Source organism: Streptomyces sp. NPDC002838 (assembly GCF_040295365.1).
GTDB lineage: Bacteria > Actinomycetota > Actinomycetes > Streptomycetales > Streptomycetaceae > Streptomyces.
In genome coordinates this window covers 1-19,144 of the sequence record NZ_JBEOVF010000005.1, presented here as the reverse complement: position 1 = coordinate 19,144, position 19,144 = coordinate 1, and the positions used below count along the sequence as shown (strand labels likewise).

20 protein-coding genes and 2 riboswitches are annotated in these 19,144 nt (G+C 69.8%); of the genes, 5 read left to right on the top strand and 15 right to left on the bottom strand.

Features of this window, described 5'->3' with window-relative positions; all coding sequences use genetic code 11:
* The first annotated feature begins 3 nt into the window (after positions 1-3).
* On the top strand, positions 4-699 hold the full coding sequence (locus ABT063_RS08695) for an N-acetylmuramoyl-L-alanine amidase (protein WP_351056486.1): 696 nt from the start codon (positions 4-6) through the stop codon (positions 697-699).
* Between the two features lie 42 nt (positions 700-741).
* Here ABT063_RS08695 and ABT063_RS08690 read toward each other — a convergent pair whose 3' ends face one another.
* From ABT063_RS08690 to ABT063_RS08680, 3 genes are all read right to left on the bottom strand, one after another.
* Positions 742-1,905 (bottom strand): cysteine desulfurase family protein, encoded by a 1,164-nt coding sequence (locus tag ABT063_RS08690; RefSeq protein WP_351056485.1) that lies wholly within the window; start codon positions 1,903-1,905, stop codon positions 742-744.
* Between the two features lie 190 nt (positions 1,906-2,095).
* Positions 2,096-2,362: a DUF4190 domain-containing protein gene (locus ABT063_RS08685; RefSeq protein WP_351056484.1), complete on the bottom strand. Its 267-nt coding sequence runs from the start codon at positions 2,360-2,362 to the stop codon at positions 2,096-2,098.
* A 35-nt stretch (positions 2,363-2,397) separates the two neighbouring features.
* Complete coding sequence (locus ABT063_RS08680; protein WP_351056483.1) at positions 2,398-2,565, bottom strand: hypothetical protein; 168 nt, start codon at positions 2,563-2,565, stop codon at positions 2,398-2,400.
* A 121-nt stretch (positions 2,566-2,686) separates the two neighbouring features.
* Between ABT063_RS08680 and ABT063_RS08675 the strand changes: the two genes are divergently transcribed.
* Positions 2,687-3,313 (top strand): TetR family transcriptional regulator, encoded by a 627-nt coding sequence (locus ABT063_RS08675; RefSeq protein WP_351056482.1) that lies wholly within the window; start codon positions 2,687-2,689, stop codon positions 3,311-3,313.
* 71 nt (positions 3,314-3,384) lie between these two features.
* On the opposite strand, the gene ABT063_RS08670 is transcribed toward ABT063_RS08675, so the two are convergent.
* From ABT063_RS08670 to ABT063_RS08660, 3 genes are all read right to left on the bottom strand, one after another.
* Entirely contained in the window at positions 3,385-3,768 is a 384-nt protein-coding gene (locus ABT063_RS08670) for a hypothetical protein (protein WP_351056481.1), read from the bottom strand.
* Positions 3,769-3,908: 140 nt separating this feature from the next.
* Positions 3,909-4,886, bottom strand: a complete 978-nt coding sequence (locus ABT063_RS08665) for a helix-turn-helix transcriptional regulator (RefSeq protein WP_351056480.1) — start codon at positions 4,884-4,886, stop codon at positions 3,909-3,911.
* 49 nt (positions 4,887-4,935) lie between these two features.
* Positions 4,936-5,787: a thioesterase family protein gene (locus ABT063_RS08660; protein ID WP_351056479.1), complete on the bottom strand. Its 852-nt coding sequence runs from the start codon at positions 5,785-5,787 to the stop codon at positions 4,936-4,938.
* Positions 5,788-5,930: 143 nt separating this feature from the next.
* Between ABT063_RS08660 and ABT063_RS08655 the strand changes: the two genes are divergently transcribed.
* Complete coding sequence (locus tag ABT063_RS08655) at positions 5,931-7,154, top strand: alpha/beta hydrolase (RefSeq protein WP_351056478.1); 1,224 nt, start codon at positions 5,931-5,933, stop codon at positions 7,152-7,154.
* Here the strand turns inward: ABT063_RS08655 and ABT063_RS08650 are convergent.
* The 9 genes from ABT063_RS08650 to ABT063_RS08610 form a co-directional block, all read right to left on the bottom strand.
* Positions 7,063-7,719 (bottom strand): trimeric intracellular cation channel family protein, encoded by a 657-nt coding sequence (locus ABT063_RS08650; RefSeq protein ID WP_351056477.1) that lies wholly within the window; start codon positions 7,717-7,719, stop codon positions 7,063-7,065. The genes ABT063_RS08655 and ABT063_RS08650 overlap by 92 nt on opposite strands.
* A gap of 71 nt (positions 7,720-7,790) precedes the next feature.
* A complete protein-coding gene (locus tag ABT063_RS08645; RefSeq protein ID WP_502990782.1) occupies positions 7,791-8,984 on the bottom strand; it encodes an ABC transporter ATP-binding protein in 1,194 nt (397 codons plus the stop codon).
* A 23-nt stretch (positions 8,985-9,007) separates the two neighbouring features.
* A complete protein-coding gene (locus tag ABT063_RS08640; protein ID WP_351056474.1) occupies positions 9,008-10,105 on the bottom strand; it encodes an ABC transporter ATP-binding protein in 1,098 nt (365 codons plus the stop codon).
* Entirely contained in the window at positions 10,102-11,100 is a 999-nt protein-coding gene (locus ABT063_RS08635; RefSeq protein WP_351056473.1) for an ABC transporter permease, read from the bottom strand. Before ABT063_RS08635 ends, ABT063_RS08640 begins: the two co-directional genes overlap by 4 nt.
* A gap of 111 nt (positions 11,101-11,211) precedes the next feature.
* Positions 11,212-13,008: an ABC transporter substrate-binding protein gene (locus tag ABT063_RS08630; RefSeq protein WP_351056472.1), complete on the bottom strand. Its 1,797-nt coding sequence runs from the start codon at positions 13,006-13,008 to the stop codon at positions 11,212-11,214.
* Between the two features lie 71 nt (positions 13,009-13,079).
* Positions 13,080-14,087, bottom strand: coding sequence for an ABC transporter permease (locus ABT063_RS08625; protein WP_351056471.1), 1,008 nt, complete (start codon positions 14,085-14,087; stop codon positions 13,080-13,082).
* Positions 14,088-14,409: 322 nt separating this feature from the next.
* Positions 14,410-15,231 (bottom strand): enhanced serine sensitivity protein SseB C-terminal domain-containing protein, encoded by an 822-nt coding sequence (locus tag ABT063_RS08620; protein ID WP_351056470.1) that lies wholly within the window; start codon positions 15,229-15,231, stop codon positions 14,410-14,412.
* A gap of 195 nt (positions 15,232-15,426) precedes the next feature.
* Complete coding sequence (locus tag ABT063_RS08615) at positions 15,427-16,218, bottom strand: enhanced serine sensitivity protein SseB (protein ID WP_351056469.1); 792 nt, start codon at positions 16,216-16,218, stop codon at positions 15,427-15,429.
* Positions 16,219-16,286: 68 nt separating this feature from the next.
* A complete protein-coding gene (locus ABT063_RS08610) occupies positions 16,287-16,955 on the bottom strand; it encodes an AAA family ATPase (RefSeq protein WP_351056468.1) in 669 nt (222 codons plus the stop codon).
* Positions 16,956-17,185: 230 nt separating this feature from the next.
* Positions 17,186-17,296, top strand: a riboswitch (glycine riboswitch).
* Positions 17,297-17,410: riboswitch (glycine riboswitch) on the top strand. It abuts the riboswitch before it with no gap.
* A gap of 38 nt (positions 17,411-17,448) precedes the next feature.
* On the opposite strand from ABT063_RS08610, the gene gcvT reads away from it, so the two are divergent.
* A complete protein-coding gene (gene gcvT / locus ABT063_RS08605) occupies positions 17,449-18,585 on the top strand; it encodes a glycine cleavage system aminomethyltransferase GcvT (RefSeq protein ID WP_351056467.1) in 1,137 nt (378 codons plus the stop codon).
* Between the two features lie 111 nt (positions 18,586-18,696).
* On the top strand, positions 18,697-19,074 hold the full coding sequence (gene gcvH / locus ABT063_RS08600; RefSeq protein WP_095752091.1) for a glycine cleavage system protein GcvH: 378 nt from the start codon (positions 18,697-18,699) through the stop codon (positions 19,072-19,074).
* Positions 19,075-19,144: the final 70 nt, after the last annotated feature.

Genomic DNA, 19,144 nt, shown 5'->3' with positions numbered 1-19,144 from the left:
CACATGGGGGCGAGACGAGCATCCAAGGACACGGGCAGCGCCAAGCGCAAGGGCACGGACGCGGACCGGCGCATCGGCCGCCGGGCCCTGCTGATCGGCGGGACGGCGGCCGCGGCGGGCACCGCCGTGCTGGCCCGTGACCAGCTGGCGCGCCTGTGGTGGCGCGCGCCCGGCGTGGAGAAGCCGCGCCAGGAGGGCGAGGTCGACTACGCGGGCGCGCGATGGGTGGCCGCGTCCGATGCGAACTGGCGGCGCGCGGACCGGCCCGAGGACTACGGCATAGAGATGGTGATCATCCACGTCACCCAGGGCAGCTTCGCCAGCGCGGTGAAGGTGTTCCAGGACCCGGAGCACGGGGCGGCCTCGCACTACATCGTCCGCAAGGACGGGCACGTCACACAGATGATCCGCGAGCTGGACGTGGCGTACCACGCGGGCAACCGCGACTACAACGAGCGCAGTGTCGGCATCGAGCACGAGGGCTTCGTGGACCGTCCGCAGGACTTCACGGACGAGATGTACGAGGCCTCGGCCCGGCTCACGGCCCGGGTCTGCGCGCGCTACGACATCCCCGTCGACCGCGAGCACATCATCGGGCACGTGGAGGTGCCGGGGACGGACCACACCGACCCTGGGCCGCACTGGGACTGGGACCGGTACATGAAGCTCGTACGGAAGGCCCGTACGGCGGTGGCGTGAGCGGCGCTTACGCGTGAGCGCCCTTATGCCAGTCCCGGTGCCTCACGTCAGTCCCGCCGCCCGCGCCCGTTCCACTGCCGGGCCGATCGCCTTCGCGACCGCCTCGACGTCGGCCTCCGTGGAGGTGTGGCCGAGGGAGAAGCGGAGGGTGCCGCGCGCCAGGTCCGGGTCGATGCCGGTGGCCAGCAGCACGTGGCTGGGCTGGGCGACTCCGGCCGTGCAGGCGGAGCCGGTGGAGCACTCGATGCCCTGGGCGTCCAGGAGGAGGAGCAGGGAGTCGCCCTCGCAGCCCGGGAAGGTGAAGTGGGCGTTGGCCGGGAGGCGGTCCACGGGGTCGCCGCCGAGGATCGCGTCCGGGACGGCCGTACGGACCGCCTCGACCAGGGCGTCGCGCAGGGCGCCGATCTCCCGGGCGAACCACTCGCGCTGCTCGGCGGCCAGCCGGCCGGCCACCGCGAAGGACGCGATCGCGGGGACGTCGAGCGTGCCGGAGCGGACGTGGCGCTCCTGGCCACCGCCGTGCAGGACGGGGACGGGGGTGTACTCGCGGCCCAGGACCAGGGCGCCGATGCCGTACGGGCCGCCGATCTTGTGGCCCGACACCGTCATCGCGGCGAGCCCGGAGGCGGCGAAGTCGACGGGGACCTGACCGAAGGCCTGGACGGCGTCGGCGTGCAGGGGGATGCCGAACTCGGCGGCGACGTCGGCGAGTTCGCGGACCGGCAGGATCGTGCCGATCTCGTTGTTCGCCCACATGATCGTGGCGAGGGCGACGTCGTCGGGGTTGCGGGCGATGGCTTCGCGGAGCGCCTCGGGGTGGACGCGGCCGTACCGGTCGACGGGGAGGTACTCGACCGTGGCGCCCTCGTGTTCGCCGAGCCAGTGGACGGCGTCGAGAACGGCGTGGTGCTCGACGGGGCTGGCGAGGACCCGGGTGCGGGCCGGGTCGGCGTCGCGGCGGGACCAGTACAGGCCCTTGACTGCGAGGTTGTCGGCCTCGGTGCCGCCGGAGGTGAGGACGATCTCGCTGGGGCGGGCGCCGAGGGCTTCGGCGAGGGCCTCTCGGGCCTCCTCGACGGTTCGCCTCGCGCGGCGTCCGGACGCGTGGAGGGAGGAGGCGTTGCCGGTGACGCTCAGGTGCGCGGTGAGTGCCTCGACTGCCTCGGGGAGCATCGGGGTGGTCGCGGCGTGGTCGAGGTATGCCATGGTGACGCCGATTCTACGGGGCCCCTGCGGTTGGCCTCGGCCGGAGTGCGCCTTGTCTGGGCTGCGCCTGGCGTTGGTGGCGTCACACCCGGCGTTGTCGGCTGTGTCCACCCTCCCCCACTCTCGGCTCCGCTCGAGCGGGGGGACCCCCATCGCCCTGCGGAACGACTGCCCACAGCGGTCACCGGTTTCAGAAGCTCCACGACACCGTGCTGTCGGCCTGCATGAACGCCACCAGGACCAGCAGGTCGGCAACGCCCAGCCCCATTCCGAGATACGCCCGGCCGCGGCGGGTCGTGTCCCGCCACAGCGCCACCGCCGCCAGGGCGATCGCGACCGGGCCGAGGAAGACGTTGAAGACGAGGAGGCCGATGAGGCCGAGGACGAAGGACGCGACGGCCATGCCGTCGGCGTCGCGGATTCCGGTGCGGCGGGTGGCCGGTGCGGTGAGTTGCATGGTGGGTCAGCTCCCGAGGCTCGAGTGGGCGGATGTCAGTTGGTGGACGGGCCGCTACGGCGTCCGTGGCGCTCACGGATCGCGAAGATGCCGAGCCATACGGCGATCACCGCGGCGGCCACGGCCGTGAAGCCCAGCGGCGCGTGGGCGACCGTGCCCAGGACGACGCCGAGCATCAGGAGTGCGGCGACGAGGAACAGCATGTCGGGAATCCTCCTCCGTTACGTTTCGGTGAACGGTTGTAGTTACACTTGTTCACTGACTTCTCAGTCTAGCGCGCCGTCCCGCTTTCCAATTACAGAGAACAGTTGTTAACTGCATGGTATGAGTCACACCCTCGGCATCCGGCAGGCGCAGAAGCAGAAGACCCGACAGGCACTCCTGGACGCGGCGTTGGGATTGCTGGAGGAGCAGAGCCTGAGCAGTCTGGGCCTGCGCGAGGTCACGCGCGCCGTCGGCGTCGCCCCGACGGCCTTCTACCGCCACTTCCGCTCCACCGCGGATCTCGGCGTGGCCCTGGTCGAGGAGGCGCTGGGCAGCCTGCACCCGATGATCCGGACGACGGTGTCCGCGGCGGACGACAGCGACCAACGCATCAAGCGCGCTGTCGAGTTGATCGCCCGCCACGTGGACGCGTACCCAGCCCATGTCCGGTTTATCGCCCGTGAGCGACATGGCGGTGTTCAGCCGGTACGGGACGCCATCCGGGACCAACTGGCCCGGTTCGGCCAGGAGGTCAAGGCCGAACTGGCCAAGGACCCCGAGTCCGCCGGCTGGAACGACGACGACCTCCTCATGCTGGCCAACCTGTACGTCGACCAGATGCTGATCACCGGCTCACTGTTCCTGGAGGCGCTGGAGGCACCGCCGCAGGAGCGGGAGCGGGTCACGCAGGTGGCGGAACGTCAGCTGCGGCTGATCAGCATCGGCCGTCACCACTGGCTGGACTGACCCGGAGCAGGAGAAGCAGGCGGCACACCCCCGCGGGTGCGCCGCCTGCCGTAGAAGTACGAAGTCCTCCGTCAGCCCTGCTGAGTCTGCTGAGCCTGCTGCCCCTGCCCGCCACCCGGGCCACCGCAGCCACCGCCCTGTCCCCCGCCCGGTCCGCCCTGTCCCCCACCGGGCACGCCACTCGGCATGCCCGACGGGGCACCGGACGGGGCACCGGACGGCGCCCCTGAGGGAGCTCCCGACGGCTTGCCGGTCGGCCGGCCGGACGGAGCACCCGAGGGCGCCCCCGACGGCGCCCCGCTCGGCATCCCGGACGGCGTCCGGCAGGCCTGCTGCTGACCGGAGTTGCCGTTGCCGCTGCCGGAGGACGAGGAGTCGCCGGAACCGCAGGCCGCGAGCAGCAGCGGCGACAGGGCCAGCAGGGTCACGGCGGGGACCAGACGGGCACGCTTCATGAGAACCAGCTCCGAAGAGGATGAGGGAGTCCTGAGGCGGGCACTCAACCAACGGCGCTTAGGGGGTCCTTGAGACCACCCTGTCGCCTGCCTGTCAATGCGGCAAAGCGCGGCCCAAGCGGCCACACTGACCAGGGATTTCAGCCCTGTCCGCCGGCCGGCCGCTGGTACAGCTCCGTGACGGAAGCGGCCGCCGCGGCCAGTTCCTCGCGCACCTCCGGCGGGGAGAGGACCTCCACGCGGTCGGCGAACATGAGCAGTTGGCGGGCCTCGCCCAGGACGCCGTACGACAGCCGGGCCGTGACCCACTCGCTCGTGCCGTCGTCCTCGGGGAGGGCGACCAGCCAGGCGGCGCTGAGGCGCAGGAACAGGTCGAGGCGGTCGCGCCGGACACGGACGGTGACGTCCAGTCCGCCGGGGCGTTCCTCGACCTGGCGGAGCAACACCTCCCAGAGGTCGGCGAGTTCGATGCCCGGCCGCCGCCTTACGGGGTCGTCCAGGACGGTCGCCGAGCGCACCCGGTCGGCACGGAAGAGCCGGGGCTTCGCCCGCCGGTCGGCGACCAGGTACCAGATGCCCGCCTTGGAGACGAGGCCGTACGGGTCGACGGTGTAGGTCCGCGCCTCCTTCGCGTCGCTGTGCCGGTAACGCAGCCGGAGGCGCCGGTCGGCGAAGACCGCGTCCTGCAACACGTCCAGGTCGACGGCCTTCTGCGGGCCGCCCTTCCAGCGTGTGGCGTCGACGAGGACGCGGCGGGAGGTGACCTCGGCGGCCGGGCGGTGCGGGGCGGGCAGCGCCGCCATCACCTTGCGCAGGGCCGAGCCGAGTGCCGCGTCCAGACCGAGCGCCGCGTGCGCGCCCTGGGCGGCCAGGATGAACAGCGCCCGGGACTCGTCGGCGGTCAGACCCGTGACGTCCGTACGGAACCCGGCGAGCAGCTCGATGCCGCCGTGCCGGCCGCGTTCGGCGTAGACCGGGACGCCGGAGGCCGACAGGGCCTCGACGTCCCGGTAGATGGTCCGCACGGACACCTCGAGCCGCTCGGCGAGTTCGTGCGCGGGCACCCGGCCGCGGGTCTGCAGGAGCAGCAGGATCGACAGCAGGCGGTCGGACTTCACCCCCTCAGAATCCCACCCGAGGGGTCGTCAGCCCACCGTCAGCCCGCCGTCACCCCAGCCTCACCCGCGCCAACTGCCGCGACTGGGCCACCAGCCGGTCCGCGCTGTCCCAGACCTCGGCGTCCTCCTCCAGGAAGCCGCCGGCGAGGTTGCGGGTGGTGATCGAGACGCGCAGCGGGCCCGGCGCCGGACGGGAGCGGACGTGCACGGTGAGTTCGACGGTCGGTACCCAGCCGGAGATGCCCAGTTCGAAGGCGGTCGGCGGCAGCGCGTCGACCGCCAGCAGCAGCGAGAAGGGGTCGGCCTCGCGGCCGTCGGCGAGACCGAACCAGGCCCGCATTTCCCCCTTGCCGGACGGCGACCCGAGTGCCCAACCGAGGGTGGACGGGTCGAGCTTGAGCATCAGCCGGTCGGTGATCGCCGAGCTGCCGGAGACGGGGGCAGGTCCGTCCTCGGGCCCGAAACACTGGTCCATCGGCGGGATCGCGGGCGGCTCGGCCGTCGTACGGACGTCGTCCGGCAGCGCGTCCAGGTCTCCGTACGAGGCGAGGACGCGGATGCGTTCGACCTCGCGGCCCTGGTCGTCGTACTGGAAGAGGGAGGCCTGGCCGGTCGACAGTGTGCGTCCGGTCCGTATGACGTCCGTGCGCACGACCGCCGGGCCGGGCCGGGACGCCGTCAGGTAGTGCGCCGAGATGGTGAACGGGTCGGAGTGCGGCAGGGCGTCCGCGAGCGCGCGGCCGAGGACGGCCAGCAGGAAGCCGCCGTTGACGGCGTTGAGGATCGTCCAGCCGGCGGAGAGGTCGATGTCGTAGACGCCGGGCTCGCGCAGGGTGACCGCGGTGTCCCGGTCGAACTCGCTGTCGCCGATCGTGGCCCGCACGGTAGCTGCTTCTGACATGGCTGAACGGTACAACAGCAAATTACTAAGCGGTAGCTTTGATCCTCGAGAAGCCTTGAGGCAGGTGAGCCGCGGGCAATTTCTCGGTAAGTGTCCGTACTCGTCCGTCAACCCGGGTGAACCGCCCTGCCCTCTGTAAGGACATGAGCCTCACCGGGACTTCGTTCCTCTACACCCTGATCGCGCTGACCGTCGTCGCGCTCGTCCTGCCGCTCGCGCTGTGGTCACGGATCCGGGGGCCGAAGGCCCTGCGCACCGGGGGCCGGGTGCTGATGCTGCTGTTCGCCCAGGGCACGGCCGTCGCCCTGGTCTTCGTGACGGTCAACAACGAGAACAATCTGTACGACAACTGGGCCGACCTGCTCGGCACCGGCGACCACGTCCAGCAGGCCGCGAACCTGGGCGCCGACGGCACCGGCGGCATCGCGCTGCGCCGGCTGCCCAAGGTACGGCAGACGTTCACGCCGGCCGGTGGGCCGGGCATGCGCGCGGCCGGCGGCGTGCGCGTCACACAGCTCAAGGGCCGGGTGTCGGGCGTGAACGCCGAGGTCTACGTCTGGCTGCCGCCGCAGTACGACGAACCCGCCTACCGGCATCACAAGTTCCCGGTGGTGGAGCTGCTGCCGGGCTATCCGGGCTCGGCGAAGGCCTGGTTCGGGTCGCTGCACGCACCCGAGCAGCTGCTGCCGCTGATGCGCGACGGCCGCATCGCGCCGTTCATCCTGGTCTCCCCGCGCACCAACCTGCTGGCCGGGGTGGACACCGGCTGCGCCAACATCCCGGGCACGGTGAACGCCGACAGCTGGCTCAGTATCGACGTGCCCACCATGGTCATGGACAACTTCCGCGCCGAGTCCGCTCCCGCGGGCTGGGCGGTCGCCGGGTACTCGGCGGGCGCGCACTGCGCGACGAAGCTCGCCGTCGCCCACCCCGACCGCTACCGGGCCGCGATCAGCCTGTCCGGCTACAACGACCCGATCGGCGAACGCGATTCGCTGGCCGCCCAGAATCCCGCGCTCCGCAACGCCAACAACCCCTACCTGCTGCTGCGCGAGGCCCGCACCCCGCCCCGCATCGCGCTCTACCTCTCCGGCCAGCCGCACGACGGCTACGAGGCGGGCGTGGCCCTCGAGCAGAGCGCGAAGGCGCCGACGACCGTGCACGTCGTGTACATCCCGAGGAGTGCGGGCGGGCACACCATGGCGCTGTGGCGGCCGCAGGTGGTCCCGGCGTTCCGCTGGCTGACCGAGGAGACGGGGCAGTTGCACACGGGCGCTACCCCTCCGACACCGTCGACCGCCGGTTCCACGCACGCGGCGCTCGCCAGTGGAACCGCATCGCGAGCAGGCGCAGTGCGAAGGCGGTGACGACCGCGAGCGCGCTGGTGAGCGGGGTGAGGGCGTCGTAGCGGATGCACAGCGCGACCATGGTGGCGCCGACGATGGCGGGGACCGCGTACAGGTCGCGGTCCCAGCGCAGCAGCGACGGCACCTCGTTGGCGAGGACGTCCCGCAGCACGCCGCCGCCCACGGCGGTCGCGAGGCCGAGGCAGACGGAGGCGGTGAGGCCGAGGCCGTACTCGTACGCCTTCGTCGTCCCGGCGACGCAGAACAGGCCGAGGCCCGCCGCGTCGAAGACGTTCACGCCGGCCTGGATGCGCTCCACCTGCGGGTGGAGGAAGACGACCAGGAGGGCGGCGAGCAGCGGGGTGACGAAGTAGCCCAGGTCCGTGAACGCAGCCGGCGGCACTGCGCCGATGACCAGGTCCCGGAACAACCCTCCGCCCAGTGCGGTGACCTCGGCGAGGACGGCGATGCCGAAGACGTCGAAGTTCTTGCGCACGGCCAGCAGAGCGCCGGAGATGGCGAAGACGAAGATGCCTACCAGGTCGAGCGTGTGCTGGACGGACGGGCTGAAGAGTTGCTGGAGCACCCTAATATTCTTACCCGACAACGAGCCCTCGCCTTACAAAGCAAGGCGAGGGCTCGTCGGTAGGGCAGGGATTACTTGTCGTCGGCTTCCTTGGAGGGGGCCTCGGCCGCCTCCGCCTCGGCCGCCAAAGCCGCCGACGTCTCCGCCGACTCCGCCAGCACCTCGTCCGCCACGAGCGCGGCCGCCTCCTTGGCGGCGGTGATCAGCACCGTGTCCTGCGGGGCCTGGTCCTCGAAGTTCTCCGGGTGGTGACAGGCGACCTGCTGGCCGGGCTTCAGCTCGATCAGCGGCGGCTCGGTCGTCTTGCAGATCTCCGTCGCCTTCCAGCACCGGGTGTGGAAGCGGCAGCCGCTCGGCGGGGAGATCGGCGAGGGCACGTCACCCTTGAGCAGGATGCGCTCGCTCTTGGCCGACTTGCGGCGCGGGTCCGGAATCGGAACCGCCGACATCAGCGCCTTGGTGTACGGGTGCATCGGCGCCCGGTACAGCGACTCGCGGTCGGCCAGCTCGACGATCTTGCCGAGGTACATCACCGCGATCCGGTCCGAGACGTGCCGGACGACCGACAGGTCGTGCGCGATGATCACGTACGTCAGACCGAGCTCCTGCTGGAGGTCGTCCAGCAGGTTCACCACCTGCGCCTGGATCGACACGTCGAGGGCGGAGACCGGCTCGTCGGCCACCACGAGCTTCGGGTTGAGCGCGAGCGCGCGGGCGATGCCGATGCGCTGGCGCTGGCCGCCGGAGAACTCGTGCGGATAGCGGTTGTAGTGCTCGGGGTTGAGGCCGACCACCGACAGCAGGCGCTGGACCTCCTTCTTGATGCCACCCTCGGGCGAGACACCCTGGAGCTTGAACGGGGCGCCGACGATCGTGCCGATGGTGTGGCGCGGGTTCAGCGACGAGTACGGGTCCTGGAAGATCATCTGCACATCGCGGCGCAGCGGACGCATGCCCGCCACCCCGAGATGCGTGATGTCCCTGCCCTCGAACTCGACCTTGCCGCCGGTCGGCTCCAGCAGCCGGGTGATCAGCCGGCCCATCGTGGACTTGCCGCAGCCCGACTCGCCCACGACGCCGAGGGTCTCGCCGGACTTCACCTCGAAGTCGAGGCCGTCGACCGCGTGCACCGCGCCGACCTGCCGCTGGAGCAGGCCCTTCCTGATCGGGAAGTGCTTCTGGAGCCCGGTCACCTTCAGCAGGGTCTCGCCGGGGGCGGCGCCCTTGGTGAGGGTGGCGCCGTCGCTCTTCGCGGGAGTGGTCACAACTGTGTCCTTGGAGTTCTCGCTCACAGCTTCGGCGCAATCTCTTCGGTCCAGATACGCTCCCGCTGCTCCTTGGTCATGTGGCAGGCGGCCCAGTGCTTGCTGCCGACCTCGGTCAGCTCGGGGCGGATCGTGCGGGTGACGTCGTCCTTCGGTATGTCGGCGTACGGGCAGCGCGGGTTGAAGGCACAGCCGGACGGGATGTTGATCAGCGAGGGCGGGGAGCCCTTGACCGGGATCAGGCGCTCCTGCTGCTCGCGGTCCAGCCGCGGCATCGAGCCGAGCAGGCCCCAGGTGTAGGGGTGGCGGGGCTCGTAGAACACCTTCTCGGCCGGGCCGCGCTCCACGCACCGGCCGCCGTACATCACCAGGATGTCGTCGGCGAGTTCGGCGACGACGCCCAGGTCGTGGGTGATGATGATGACCGCCGAGCCGAACTCCTTCTGCAGGTCCCGGATCAGGTCGAGGATCTGCGCCTGGACGGTCACGTCGAGGGCGGTCGTCGGCTCGTCCGCGATGAGCAGTTCGGGGTTGTTGACCAGCGACATCGCGATCATCGCGCGCTGGCGCATACCGCCGGAGAACTCGTGCGGGTAGCTGTCGACGCGCTTGTCCGGCTGCGGGATGCCGACGCGGTCGAGCATCTCCACGGCACGGCGCTTGGCGGTCTTCTTGTCCACGTTGTGGTGGATGCGGTACGCCTCCACGATCTGCTGGCCGATCGTGTAGTACGGGTGCAGCGCCGACAGCGGGTCCTGGAAGATCATCGACATCTCGCGGCCGCGCAGCTTACGCACGTAGTCCGGGTCCGCGGTCAGCAACTCGGTGCCGTCCAGCCAGATCTCGCCGGAGATCTGCGCCTTGCGCTTGCCGTACTGGCCGGCGGTGTGCAGGCCCATGATGCCGAGCGAGGTCACCGACTTGCCGGAGCCCGACTCGCCCACGATGCCGAGGGTCTTGCCCTTCTCCAGCTGGAAGCTGAGCCCGTCGACGGACTTGACCAGGCCGTCGTCGGTCGGGAAGTGCACCTTCAGGTCGCGTACTTCGAGGAAGGCGGTGGGAGCGGGCGAGGTGCCGGTGGGCTCGCCCACCGCCGCTCCGCTCTTGCTGAGTTCGGTCATGCGAGCCTCACTCGGGGGTCGATCACGGCGTACAGGACGTCCACCACGAGGTTGGCGATCAGCACCGCGAGAGAAGTGATCAGGGTGACGCCCAGGATGATGGGCAGGTCCTGGTTCCGGATGGCGTTCAGCACGGCCTGGCCGAGGCCGGGCAGGTTGAACGTCGTCTCGGTCAGGATCGCGCCGCCGATGAGGGCGCCGAGGTCCATGCCGAGCATGGTCAGGATGGGCGTCATCGTCGAGCGCATGGCGTGCTTGCCGATGACGGTCTGCTCCTTGAGGCCCTTGGCGCGGGCGGTGCGGATGTAGTCCTCGCCGAGGATCTCCAGCATGGTGGCGCGGGTGATGCGCGCGTACATCGCCGCGTAGAGGAACGCCAGTGTGATCCACGGCAGGATCATGCCGCCGAACCAGCCGGTGAAGCTCTCCTCCAGGGGCGTGTACTGACCGTCGAACCAGCCCAGTCCGAAGACGAAGATCGACAGGGAGAGCAGACCGGTGAAGTAGATGGGCAGGGAGACACCCGAGAGCGCGACGACCATCGCGCCGCGGTCCCAGATGCTGCCCCGCTTGAGCGCGGAGAGCACACCCGCCGCGATGCCGAAGATCAGCCACAGTACGGCGGCGCCGAGCGCGAGACCCAGGGTCACCGGGAAGCGGTCGGTCAGCACCGGCCAGATGGCCTGCTCGCTGCGGAACGAGTAGCCGAAGCACGGCGCGGAGCACTGGGTGACGTCACCGCCGGCCGCGTAGGTACGGCCCGCGAAGATGCCCTTGAAGAACTCCCAGACCTGGACGTAGATCGGTTCGCCGAGCCCGAGCTTCTGCCGCACCGCCTCGACGGCGGCGGGGTCGGCCTGCTTGCCCACGAAGCTCGAGGCGATGTCGACGCCCGCCCACTTGGGGACGAGGAAGAAGATGCCGAAGACCACCAGGATGATGACCACGAGCATCACTGCGGCGGCGAACAACCGCCTGATGAGGTAAGCGAGCACAGCTCTCGGCCCGCTGCGGACCACGGGCCACCGGAGGTTGTCCGGTGGCCCGCGATCACGCTGCGCCGGCCTTCACCTGCCTTTCGTGCCGTACGGCGGGTGTGCCGGTTGTCAGGTCGTGGACTTCAGGCCGAGGTTGACGAAGTCGTACATACCGCTGTAGCCGTCGGAGGTGTACACGTTCGCCAGTCGGTCCGAGCGCCAGTTGATGAACTTCTCGAAGACGAAGGGCAGGTAGTAGGCGCCCTCCATGACCTTGTGGTTGATCTCCGTGGCGATCTTGGTCTTGCCGGCGTCGTCCAGCGTGGTGATGTAGTCGTCGAACAGGCCGTCGATCGCCTTGTCCTTGATCAGGGCGAAGTTGTTGTTACCGCTCTCCAGGATGTACTTGCTGTCCCACAGCGGCATGCCGTAGCCCTGGACGGTCGGGAAGTCCGGGCCCCAGCCCATGATGATGATGCCGTAGCCCTTCTTCTTCACGTTCTCCGGGCTGCCGATGATGCCGGTGGTCTGCGACCCGTCGAACTGGTCGATCTGGGCGTTGATGCCGACCTTCTTCAGCGAGGCCTGCAGGGACTGGGCGGTGGCCACCTCGACCGGCTTGTTGTTGCGGACGGCGATGGTGGTGGAGAAGCCGTTCGGCTTGCCGCAGGCCTTCAGCGCTTCCTTGGCCTTGGCGACGTTGCCCTTCTTGTTGGCCCCGGCGATCTCGTACGGGTCGTACTTCTGGCCCTCGGCACCCGCCACGGACGGCGGCAGCATGTTGGTGCCGATGTCACCACCGGCGATGGGGCCACCGCGCGCGGTCTGCAGCGACACGTGATCGGCGCCGTAGATCACGGCCTTGCGGCACTCGGCGTTGTTGAACGGCGCCACGCTCTGCGGGAAGGTCGCGTAGCGGATGTAGCCGGAGACCGGGTTGTCCAGGTTGGCCTTGTGCTGCTTCAGGGCGGTGGTACGGCCCTGCGGCGACATGCCGGTCTGGTTGATGTCCAGGTCCAGGTCACCGTTGAGCAGACGCTGGTCCAGCTGGTTGGCGTCCGAGAAGAACTGGACGGTGATCTTGTCCGGGTAGGCCTTGCGGATCGGGTCCGAGGCCTGCTTCCACTCGGTGTTGCGGACCAGGGTGAGGTCCTTGCCCGGGCTGTACGACTGGAACTTGTACGGGCCGGAGGAGAACGGCTTCAGGCCGTACTTGGACTTGGTGTCCTTGTCCTGGCGGACCGGGGACGCGGAGATCAGGCCCAGCATCTCCTCGAAGTCCGAGTTGGCCGCCGGCAGCTTGAAGACGATGGTCTTGTCGTCCGGCGTCTCGATCGCCTTCAGACCCAGCTTGTCCGGGGAGGTGTCCTTGTACGGGCCCTTGTACTCGTCCTTCGGGTCCAGCACGTCCTTCAGGTAGACCGGGCCGCCGGACAGCACGTCCTGCGCCCAGACGCGCTCGATGCCGTACTTGACGTCCTTGGACGTGATCGGCTTGCCGTCCTCCCACGTGACGCCGTCACGCAGGGTGTACGTGTAGGTCTTGCCGTCGTCCGTGATCTTGGCGAGACCGGTGGCGAGGTCCGGGGTCAGCTCGGCGCCGGCCTTTCCGGGCTCCGTCTTGTTCGTGACGAGCTGACGGCTGTAGTAGCGCGCGAAGTTCCACATGAAGCCGTAGTAACCGCGCGTGGTGTCCCACGAGTCGGCGTCCTGGGCACCACCGAACTTCAGCGTGCCGCCCTTCTTGGCTGCGGAGGCCTGGGCGACCTTGTTGTTCGCGGCGTCGTAACCGGCCGCGCCCGTCTTCGAGCCGCCGTCGCTGCCGCTGTCACCGCCGCCGCACGCCGCCGTGGTCAGCAGCGCGGCGACCGCGGCGACAGCGGCCCATGCCTGCTTTCGCCGCCCTGAGGTGCGTTGGGTAGTCACGATCTCGGATCCTCCGGATTTGATGAGAGACCCCGTGTGTGGATGCCACGGGACACTTGTGGTACGGCAGTTCAGCGGGAGGCCTTCGGGTCCAGCGCGTCGCGCACGCCGTCGCCGAAGAGGTTGAAGGCAAGAACGGTGATGAAGATCGCCACGCCCGGAACCACCATGTACATGGGGTCCGCGTCGTAGTAGTCGATCGCGCTCGAAAGCATCTGCCCCCACGAGGACGTGGGCGGTTTGACGCCCACGCCCAGGAAGCTGAGTGCCGCCTCGGTGAGGATGTTGGTGGGGATCATCATCGTCATGTACACGATGATCGGCGCGACCAGATTGGGCAGCAGCTCCTTGAACAGGATGTACAGCCGCCCGGCGCCCAGCGAACGGGCCGCCTCGACGTACTCCCGCTCACGCAGGGAGAGCGTCTGGCCGCGCACCACGCGTCCGATGTAGGGCCAGCCGAAGAAGCCGATCACCAGGATCATCACGAACACGCGCACGTCCGTGCCGCTCAGTCCCAGCAAATCGTTCGGCATGACGGAGACCAGCGCGATGATGAACAGCAGCTGCGGGAAGGCCAGCAGACCGTCCATCACACGGCTGATGACGGAGTCGACCCAGCCGCCGAAGAAGCCGGCGAGCACGCCCAGGGTCACGCCGAGGATGACGGCGACGATCGCGGACAGGAAGCCGACCAGCAGGGAGATCCGGGCGCCGTAGACGATGCGGGCGAAGATGTCGCGGCCGTTGACCGGCTCGACCCCCAGCCAGTGGTCGCCGCTGACCCCGCCCAGGGACCCCGTGGGCGTGCCGAACAGCGGGTCGATCAGATCCTCGTGATAGGCGTCCGGGTCCTGCCCGTACAAGCTGGTGATCACGGGCGCGAGCAGCGCGACAACGACGAGGAACAGCACCACGGCGCCGCCCGCGAGGGCGAGTTTGTCCCGTTTCAGGCGCTCCCAGGCGATCCGGCCCAGGGAGCGCCCCTGTACGGCCTTCTCGCCGGCGGTGGCAACCGCCGCTTCCTCGGCAGCACTCGGGGCCGCTTCCGCGGTCGGCTCGTGCAATGGTGCCGTCATCTGGCAGGGACCCCTCTTCTCAACCGGCGGTAGCCGGCCCGCACTTGCCGCTGTGGCGGCGTGATCAGTCCGTCGTACACAGGGGCGAACACCCCTGGTGCGGGAGTCTTCAACGCTTTGGCGATCTGTTGCCAGACTTGGCGGTGAAAGGATGCATAAACGTGATGCGGGTAGAAGGCTTCCGTTATCCGGACAGCGGGTAACGGGGGGCGGACACGGGCCAGCTGGGACATTTGTGGGCAGGGATGGATCATACGCTCTGATCTACGCGCGAAGACGACGGGGGTCGAAGTCGGCCTCCGACACCGGAGGAGCCGTTCGGTCAGAAGCCGCCGCGGGCCTGGGGATAGCCGTAGCCCGCCGCCGGGGCCTGTGCCGGGGAGGCGGGAGCGGCCGGGGCGGCCGGCGCTCCGTGGGCCTCGCGGTCGTAGAAGGGGCGGGCGTTGGCCCGCATCCACAGCGCGACCGGGTCGTACTCGTCGGACATCGCCACGGTCGACACCGGCAGCCCGTCCGGGACGGCGCCGATGGACTGCTGCATCATCGCGCGCACCGAGTCCACGGCCGGCGGGCTGGTGTCGTACACATCCAGCCCGATGGCCAGATACGGCGCCCCGAGCGCCGGCTGCACCCAGGCGCGGCGCAGTGCGCGGACCGCCGGGGTGCGGTGGGCGTTCTGCGCGAGCAGGGCGTAGAACTGCGGGATCTCGATGCCGGGCTCGGACAGCCGCAGGGGCCCCGCGGGCTGGCGCTCCAGGCCGGTGGCGATGCGGCGCAGATCGAGCCAGGGGATGCCGACGCCGCCGCCCGGGGCGTGCGGGTTCAGCCAGAGGCCGTAGTGGTCGGGGTAGAGGGTCCGGGCGACGTCGACTCCGTCGACCACCTCGTAGGAGCGGTTCCAGCCACTGGCGGAGAGTTCCTGGGCGGAGGTGACGCACGGGGCGTAGCCGTAGCCGTCCACTTCCATGTTCCCGTACTGGGCGTCGGGGGAGCCTGCCTGGCCGTGCCAGAGGAGCATCCAGACCTGGCCGGAGGAAGGGGTGGCGAGGGCGCGCAGAAGTGCCTCGTAGGCGTCGTAGCGCCCAGGCGTCACTTGGCGCAGCATGTGCTCGACCTGCCCGGCCGCGATGCCGCTGGCGCTCACCTGTACCGCCCCTTCTGGAAGTTGCCCCGCTTATGAAACCAGCTTATGTGGCTCTGCCGACAGCAGCCGCCTTCGAGCTCGGGGCTTGTTGTTCGTCGGCGGGTGCGGGTCGTTCGTGGTTGATCGCGCCGACGCGGCGGGGCCGCACATCGCTACAGCCCCGCTCCCCTGGGTTCGCTGCCCCTGGCGGAGTTTCTAGTAATCCCGCGTATAGAAGGGCCGTACCTGTTCTCGCATCCAGTGGCACACCGGGTCGTCCGCCACGTCCAGGAGGACCAGGTTGACCGGCCACTGGACGGGGATCCTGCCCAGGGCTCGGCCCAGTGCCTCCATCGGGAGCGCGCGTATGTCTCCCTCCCACTGGGAGAGTTCCACGCCGACGAACATGACCGGGTCCGCCGTCTCGATGGCGGCGAGGCAGCGGCGGGCGGTGCGGACCACTCCCGTCTCGGCGAACTCGGCCGAGGCCGCGGACAGGAAGTCGATCGGGTCGTCCTGCCAGTCGGGTTCGTAGAGCTTGACCCGGCCGCCGCTGGTGGGTCCGTCCAGCGAGGTCCGGCCGACGCGGCACAACTCGGCGACGGCCGCCGGCGGGAGCGGGACGCCGACCACGCCGTCCGGGTTCACCGCGATGCCCACCTGCGGCGGCAGACCGCGCGCGAACTCCACGGCGGGGGCGATGGTGTACGACATGTGCACGCCGGCGACCTGGCGGAACTGCTCCTCGGAGCTGAACACCGGTACATACGCCTGGCCCTCGATCTCCAGCGTGGGCAGGTCGAGCGGGCCGCTGTGCGGACCGCCGCCCTCGGGCAGCGGGACCCAGACGAAGCTGCGGCCGAGCACCTCGATGATCCGCCCGCCGGCTCCGGGGATGCCGAGGGAGGCGGAGAGCACCTCCTCCAGTTCGTTGCCGGGCCATCCGCCGTGCGAATGGGGGTGCGCCTGGGTGGGAAAGTCCGCGGGAAGATCCGCTGGGAAATCCATCTGTCTGACCGCCTGCTGTGAACCGCTGCTGTGGCTGGAAAGGCTAGCGGGTGCGGCCTGCGTGGTGTTCAGCCCGTGAAGCCGATCCGGCGCAGTACGTTCGCCGCGTCCCGGTCGATCAGGACCGCCGAGCCGCAGCCCGGGGGCAGGTCGCCCTTCTCCGCGGAGCTGATCAGGCGGGCGGCCGCGCCGCGGTGGCGCTGGAACGCGTACCGCGAGACGCCGCGGCCGCGCTCGCGCTGGCCGGCCAGGGCGGTGTCGGGGGCGACGTCGAGCAGCAGCAGGTGCAGGGTGCCGCCCCGGCGCCGGGCCTCGCGGGCCAGCCAGCCGCGCACCCAGGCCTGCGTACCGCAGTCGTGCACGACGACTCCCTCGCCGGAGCGCAGGGCGCGGCGCAGACCGGCGTAGTGCGCGAGGCGGACCAGGGGGCGGTAGATCGCGTACGGCAGGAAGCGGGGCATCCTCGCGTCCCAGCGGTCGCGGGTGTCCTGCGAGTCGATGCGCAGGCCCTTGACGGTGCGCCGCATCAGCGTGGACTTGCCGCTGCCGGGCAGGCCGGTGATCACGACGAGGTCCTGGGGGCCGAAGAGCAGGGCATGGGGGCTGTGGCCGTCTCGCTCGCGCAGGTCGCGGACGACGGGTGCGGTGATCGGGCCGCAGGCCTCCTTGGCCGGGACCGTCGGCTGCTGGGGCAGCGCGAGGGCCGAGGTGGTCGCGTACGCCGTGGTCCTGTTCACCGTGATCGTCCTCCCCTGGGGTGGTCACGAGTCCCATCCCCGTCGAGTGTAAAGAGAAGGTAATGCGCGGCGTCTCTCATTTCCGTCCGTTTACCGCAACAAGCCTGCTACAGCGTGCTGTGCCTCACTGTGAAGCCTGTGCGGCCCCTGTGAGACGCAGGAGATAGCTCCCCCTGCCGCGCCGGACCGATGCGTGCAATGATGTCCGCGCCAACTGCATACCGGCCGTTTGAATCCGCGCGGGAGAGTTCCGGGTCGTACGTCCGTCGTACGGATACCCGGGCGCCGAAGGAGCAAGTCCCTCCCTTGAATCTCTCAGGCCCCGTTACCGCGCGGGCGAGGCACATCTGAAAAGCGGGCCGCTGCGACAGTGGCTCCACCCAAGGTGCAAGTCATGACCACCGTTTCGCGGGGTCGTGACGAACCTCTCAGGTTCCGATGACAGATGGGGAGGAACGACCTCGCCCGTCATGCCTTGGGAGACGACCGACCGATGAGCAGTACCGAACCCGCAGAAGCCGCAGAAAAGCGTCATACCGCCCTCGACGCCGTGCACCGCGCGCTCGGCGCGACGATGACCGACTTCGCCGGCTGGGACATGCCCCTGCGCTACGGCTCCGAGCGCGACGAGCACAACGCCGTACGCACCAGGGCCGGGCTCTTCGACCTCTCGCACATGGGCGAGATCACGGTGACCGGCCCGCAGGCCGGCGCACTGCTGGACTACGCGCTCGTCGGCAGCATCGGGGGCGTCAAGGCCGGCCGCGCCCGCTACACCATGATCTGCCGGGCCGACGGCGGCATCCTCGACGACCTGATCGTCTACCGCCTCGCGGAGACGGAGTACATGGTCGTCGCCAACGCCTCCAACGCCCAGGTGGTGCTGGACGCGCTGACCGAGCGTGCGGCGGGCTTCGACGCCGAGGTGCGCGACGACCGGGACACCTACGCGCTGATCGCCGTGCAGGGCCCCGAGTCGCCGGGGATTCTGAAGTCGCTCACCGACGCCGACCTCGACGGCCTGAAGTACTACGCGGGTCTGCCCGGCACGGTCGCCGGCGTCCCGGCCCTCATCGCGCGTACCGGCTACACCGGCGAGGACGGCTTCGAGCTGTTCGTCGCCCCGGCCGACGCGGAGAAGCTGTGGCAGGCGCTGACCGAGGCGGGCGCCCCGGCCGGGCTCGTCCCCTGCGGGCTGTCCTGCCGGGACACCCTTCGCCTGGAGGCGGGCATGCCGCTGTACGGGCATGAGCTCTCGACCGAGTTGACCCCCTTCGACGCCGGGCTCGGCCGGGTGGTGAAGTTCGAGAAGGAGGGCGACTTCGTGGGGCGCGAGGCCCTGCGAGAGGCCGCCGCCCGCTCGGAGAAGAACCCTCCGCGCGTCCTCGTCGGCCTGATCGCCGAGGGCCGCCGCGTCCCGCGCGCCGGGTACGCGGTCGTCGCCGACGGCGAGGTGATCGGTGAGGTCACCTCCGGTGCCCCCTCCCCCACGCTGGGCAAGCCGATCGCGATGGCGTACGTCGACGCCGCGCACGCGGCGCCGGGTACGCCGGGTGTCGGTGTGGACATCCGGGGCAGTCACGAGCCGTACGAGGTCGTGGCGCTGCCGTTCTACAAGCGCCAGAAGTAGAGACTGAGCGACGCGGACCGTGCGTGACCCCGCGCACATGTCCGCTGCTCACGCACGTTTCAGCAGTCCCCCATTCACCAGCACTCCCCCGCGTACAGGAGAATTCAGGCCATGAGCAACCCCCAGCAGCTGCGCTACAGCAAGGAGCACGAGTGGCTGTCGGCCGCCGAGGACGGCGTCTCGACGGTCGGCATCACGGAGCACGCGGCCAACGCGCTCGGCGACGTCGTCTTCGTCCAGCTCCCGGAGGTCGGTGACACCGTGTCCGCGGGCGAGACCTGCGGCGAGCTGGAGTCGACCAAGTCGGTCAGCGACCTGTACGCCCCGGTGTCCGGGGAGGTCACCGAGGTCAACGAGGACGTGGTGAACGACCCGTCGCTGGTGAACTCCGCCCCCTTCGAGGGCGGCTGGCTGTTCAAGGTACGTGTCACGGAGGAGCCGGCCGACCTGCTCTCCGCCGACGAGTACACCGCCTTTTCGGCCGGCTGAGGAGTCGTACCTGATGTCCGTTCTGAACACGTCCCTGCACGAGCTCGACCCGGAGGTCGCCGCCGCGGTC

What these genes read in the sequence shown, in the direction of transcription:
- ABT063_RS08695 (WP_351056486.1), top strand. Translation starts at nt 4, where the DNA reads ATGGGGGCGAGACGAGCATCCAAGGACACGGGCAGCGCCAAGCGCAAG.
- ABT063_RS08690 (WP_351056485.1), bottom strand. Translation starts at nt 1,905, where the DNA reads ATGGCATACCTCGACCACGCCGCGACCACCCCGATGCTCCCCGAGGCA.
- ABT063_RS08685 (WP_351056484.1), bottom strand. Translation starts at nt 2,362, where the DNA reads ATGCAACTCACCGCACCGGCCACCCGCCGCACCGGAATCCGCGACGCC.
- ABT063_RS08680 (WP_351056483.1), bottom strand. Translation starts at nt 2,565, where the DNA reads ATGCTGTTCCTCGTCGCCGCACTCCTGATGCTCGGCGTCGTCCTGGGC.
- ABT063_RS08675 (WP_351056482.1), top strand. Translation starts at nt 2,687, where the DNA reads ATGAGTCACACCCTCGGCATCCGGCAGGCGCAGAAGCAGAAGACCCGA.
- ABT063_RS08670 (WP_351056481.1), bottom strand. Translation starts at nt 3,768, where the DNA reads ATGAAGCGTGCCCGTCTGGTCCCCGCCGTGACCCTGCTGGCCCTGTCG.
- ABT063_RS08660 (WP_351056479.1), bottom strand. Translation starts at nt 5,787, where the DNA reads ATGTCAGAAGCAGCTACCGTGCGGGCCACGATCGGCGACAGCGAGTTC.
- ABT063_RS08655 (WP_351056478.1), top strand. Translation starts at nt 5,931, where the DNA reads ATGAGCCTCACCGGGACTTCGTTCCTCTACACCCTGATCGCGCTGACC.
- ABT063_RS08640 (WP_351056474.1), bottom strand. Translation starts at nt 10,105, where the DNA reads ATGACCGAACTCAGCAAGAGCGGAGCGGCGGTGGGCGAGCCCACCGGC.
- ABT063_RS08625 (WP_351056471.1), bottom strand. Translation starts at nt 14,087, where the DNA reads ATGACGGCACCATTGCACGAGCCGACCGCGGAAGCGGCCCCGAGTGCT.
- ABT063_RS08615 (WP_351056469.1), bottom strand. Translation starts at nt 16,218, where the DNA reads ATGGATTTCCCAGCGGATCTTCCCGCGGACTTTCCCACCCAGGCGCAC.
- gcvT (WP_351056467.1), top strand. Translation starts at nt 17,449, where the DNA reads ATGAGCAGTACCGAACCCGCAGAAGCCGCAGAAAAGCGTCATACCGCC.
- gcvH (WP_095752091.1), top strand. Translation starts at nt 18,697, where the DNA reads ATGAGCAACCCCCAGCAGCTGCGCTACAGCAAGGAGCACGAGTGGCTG.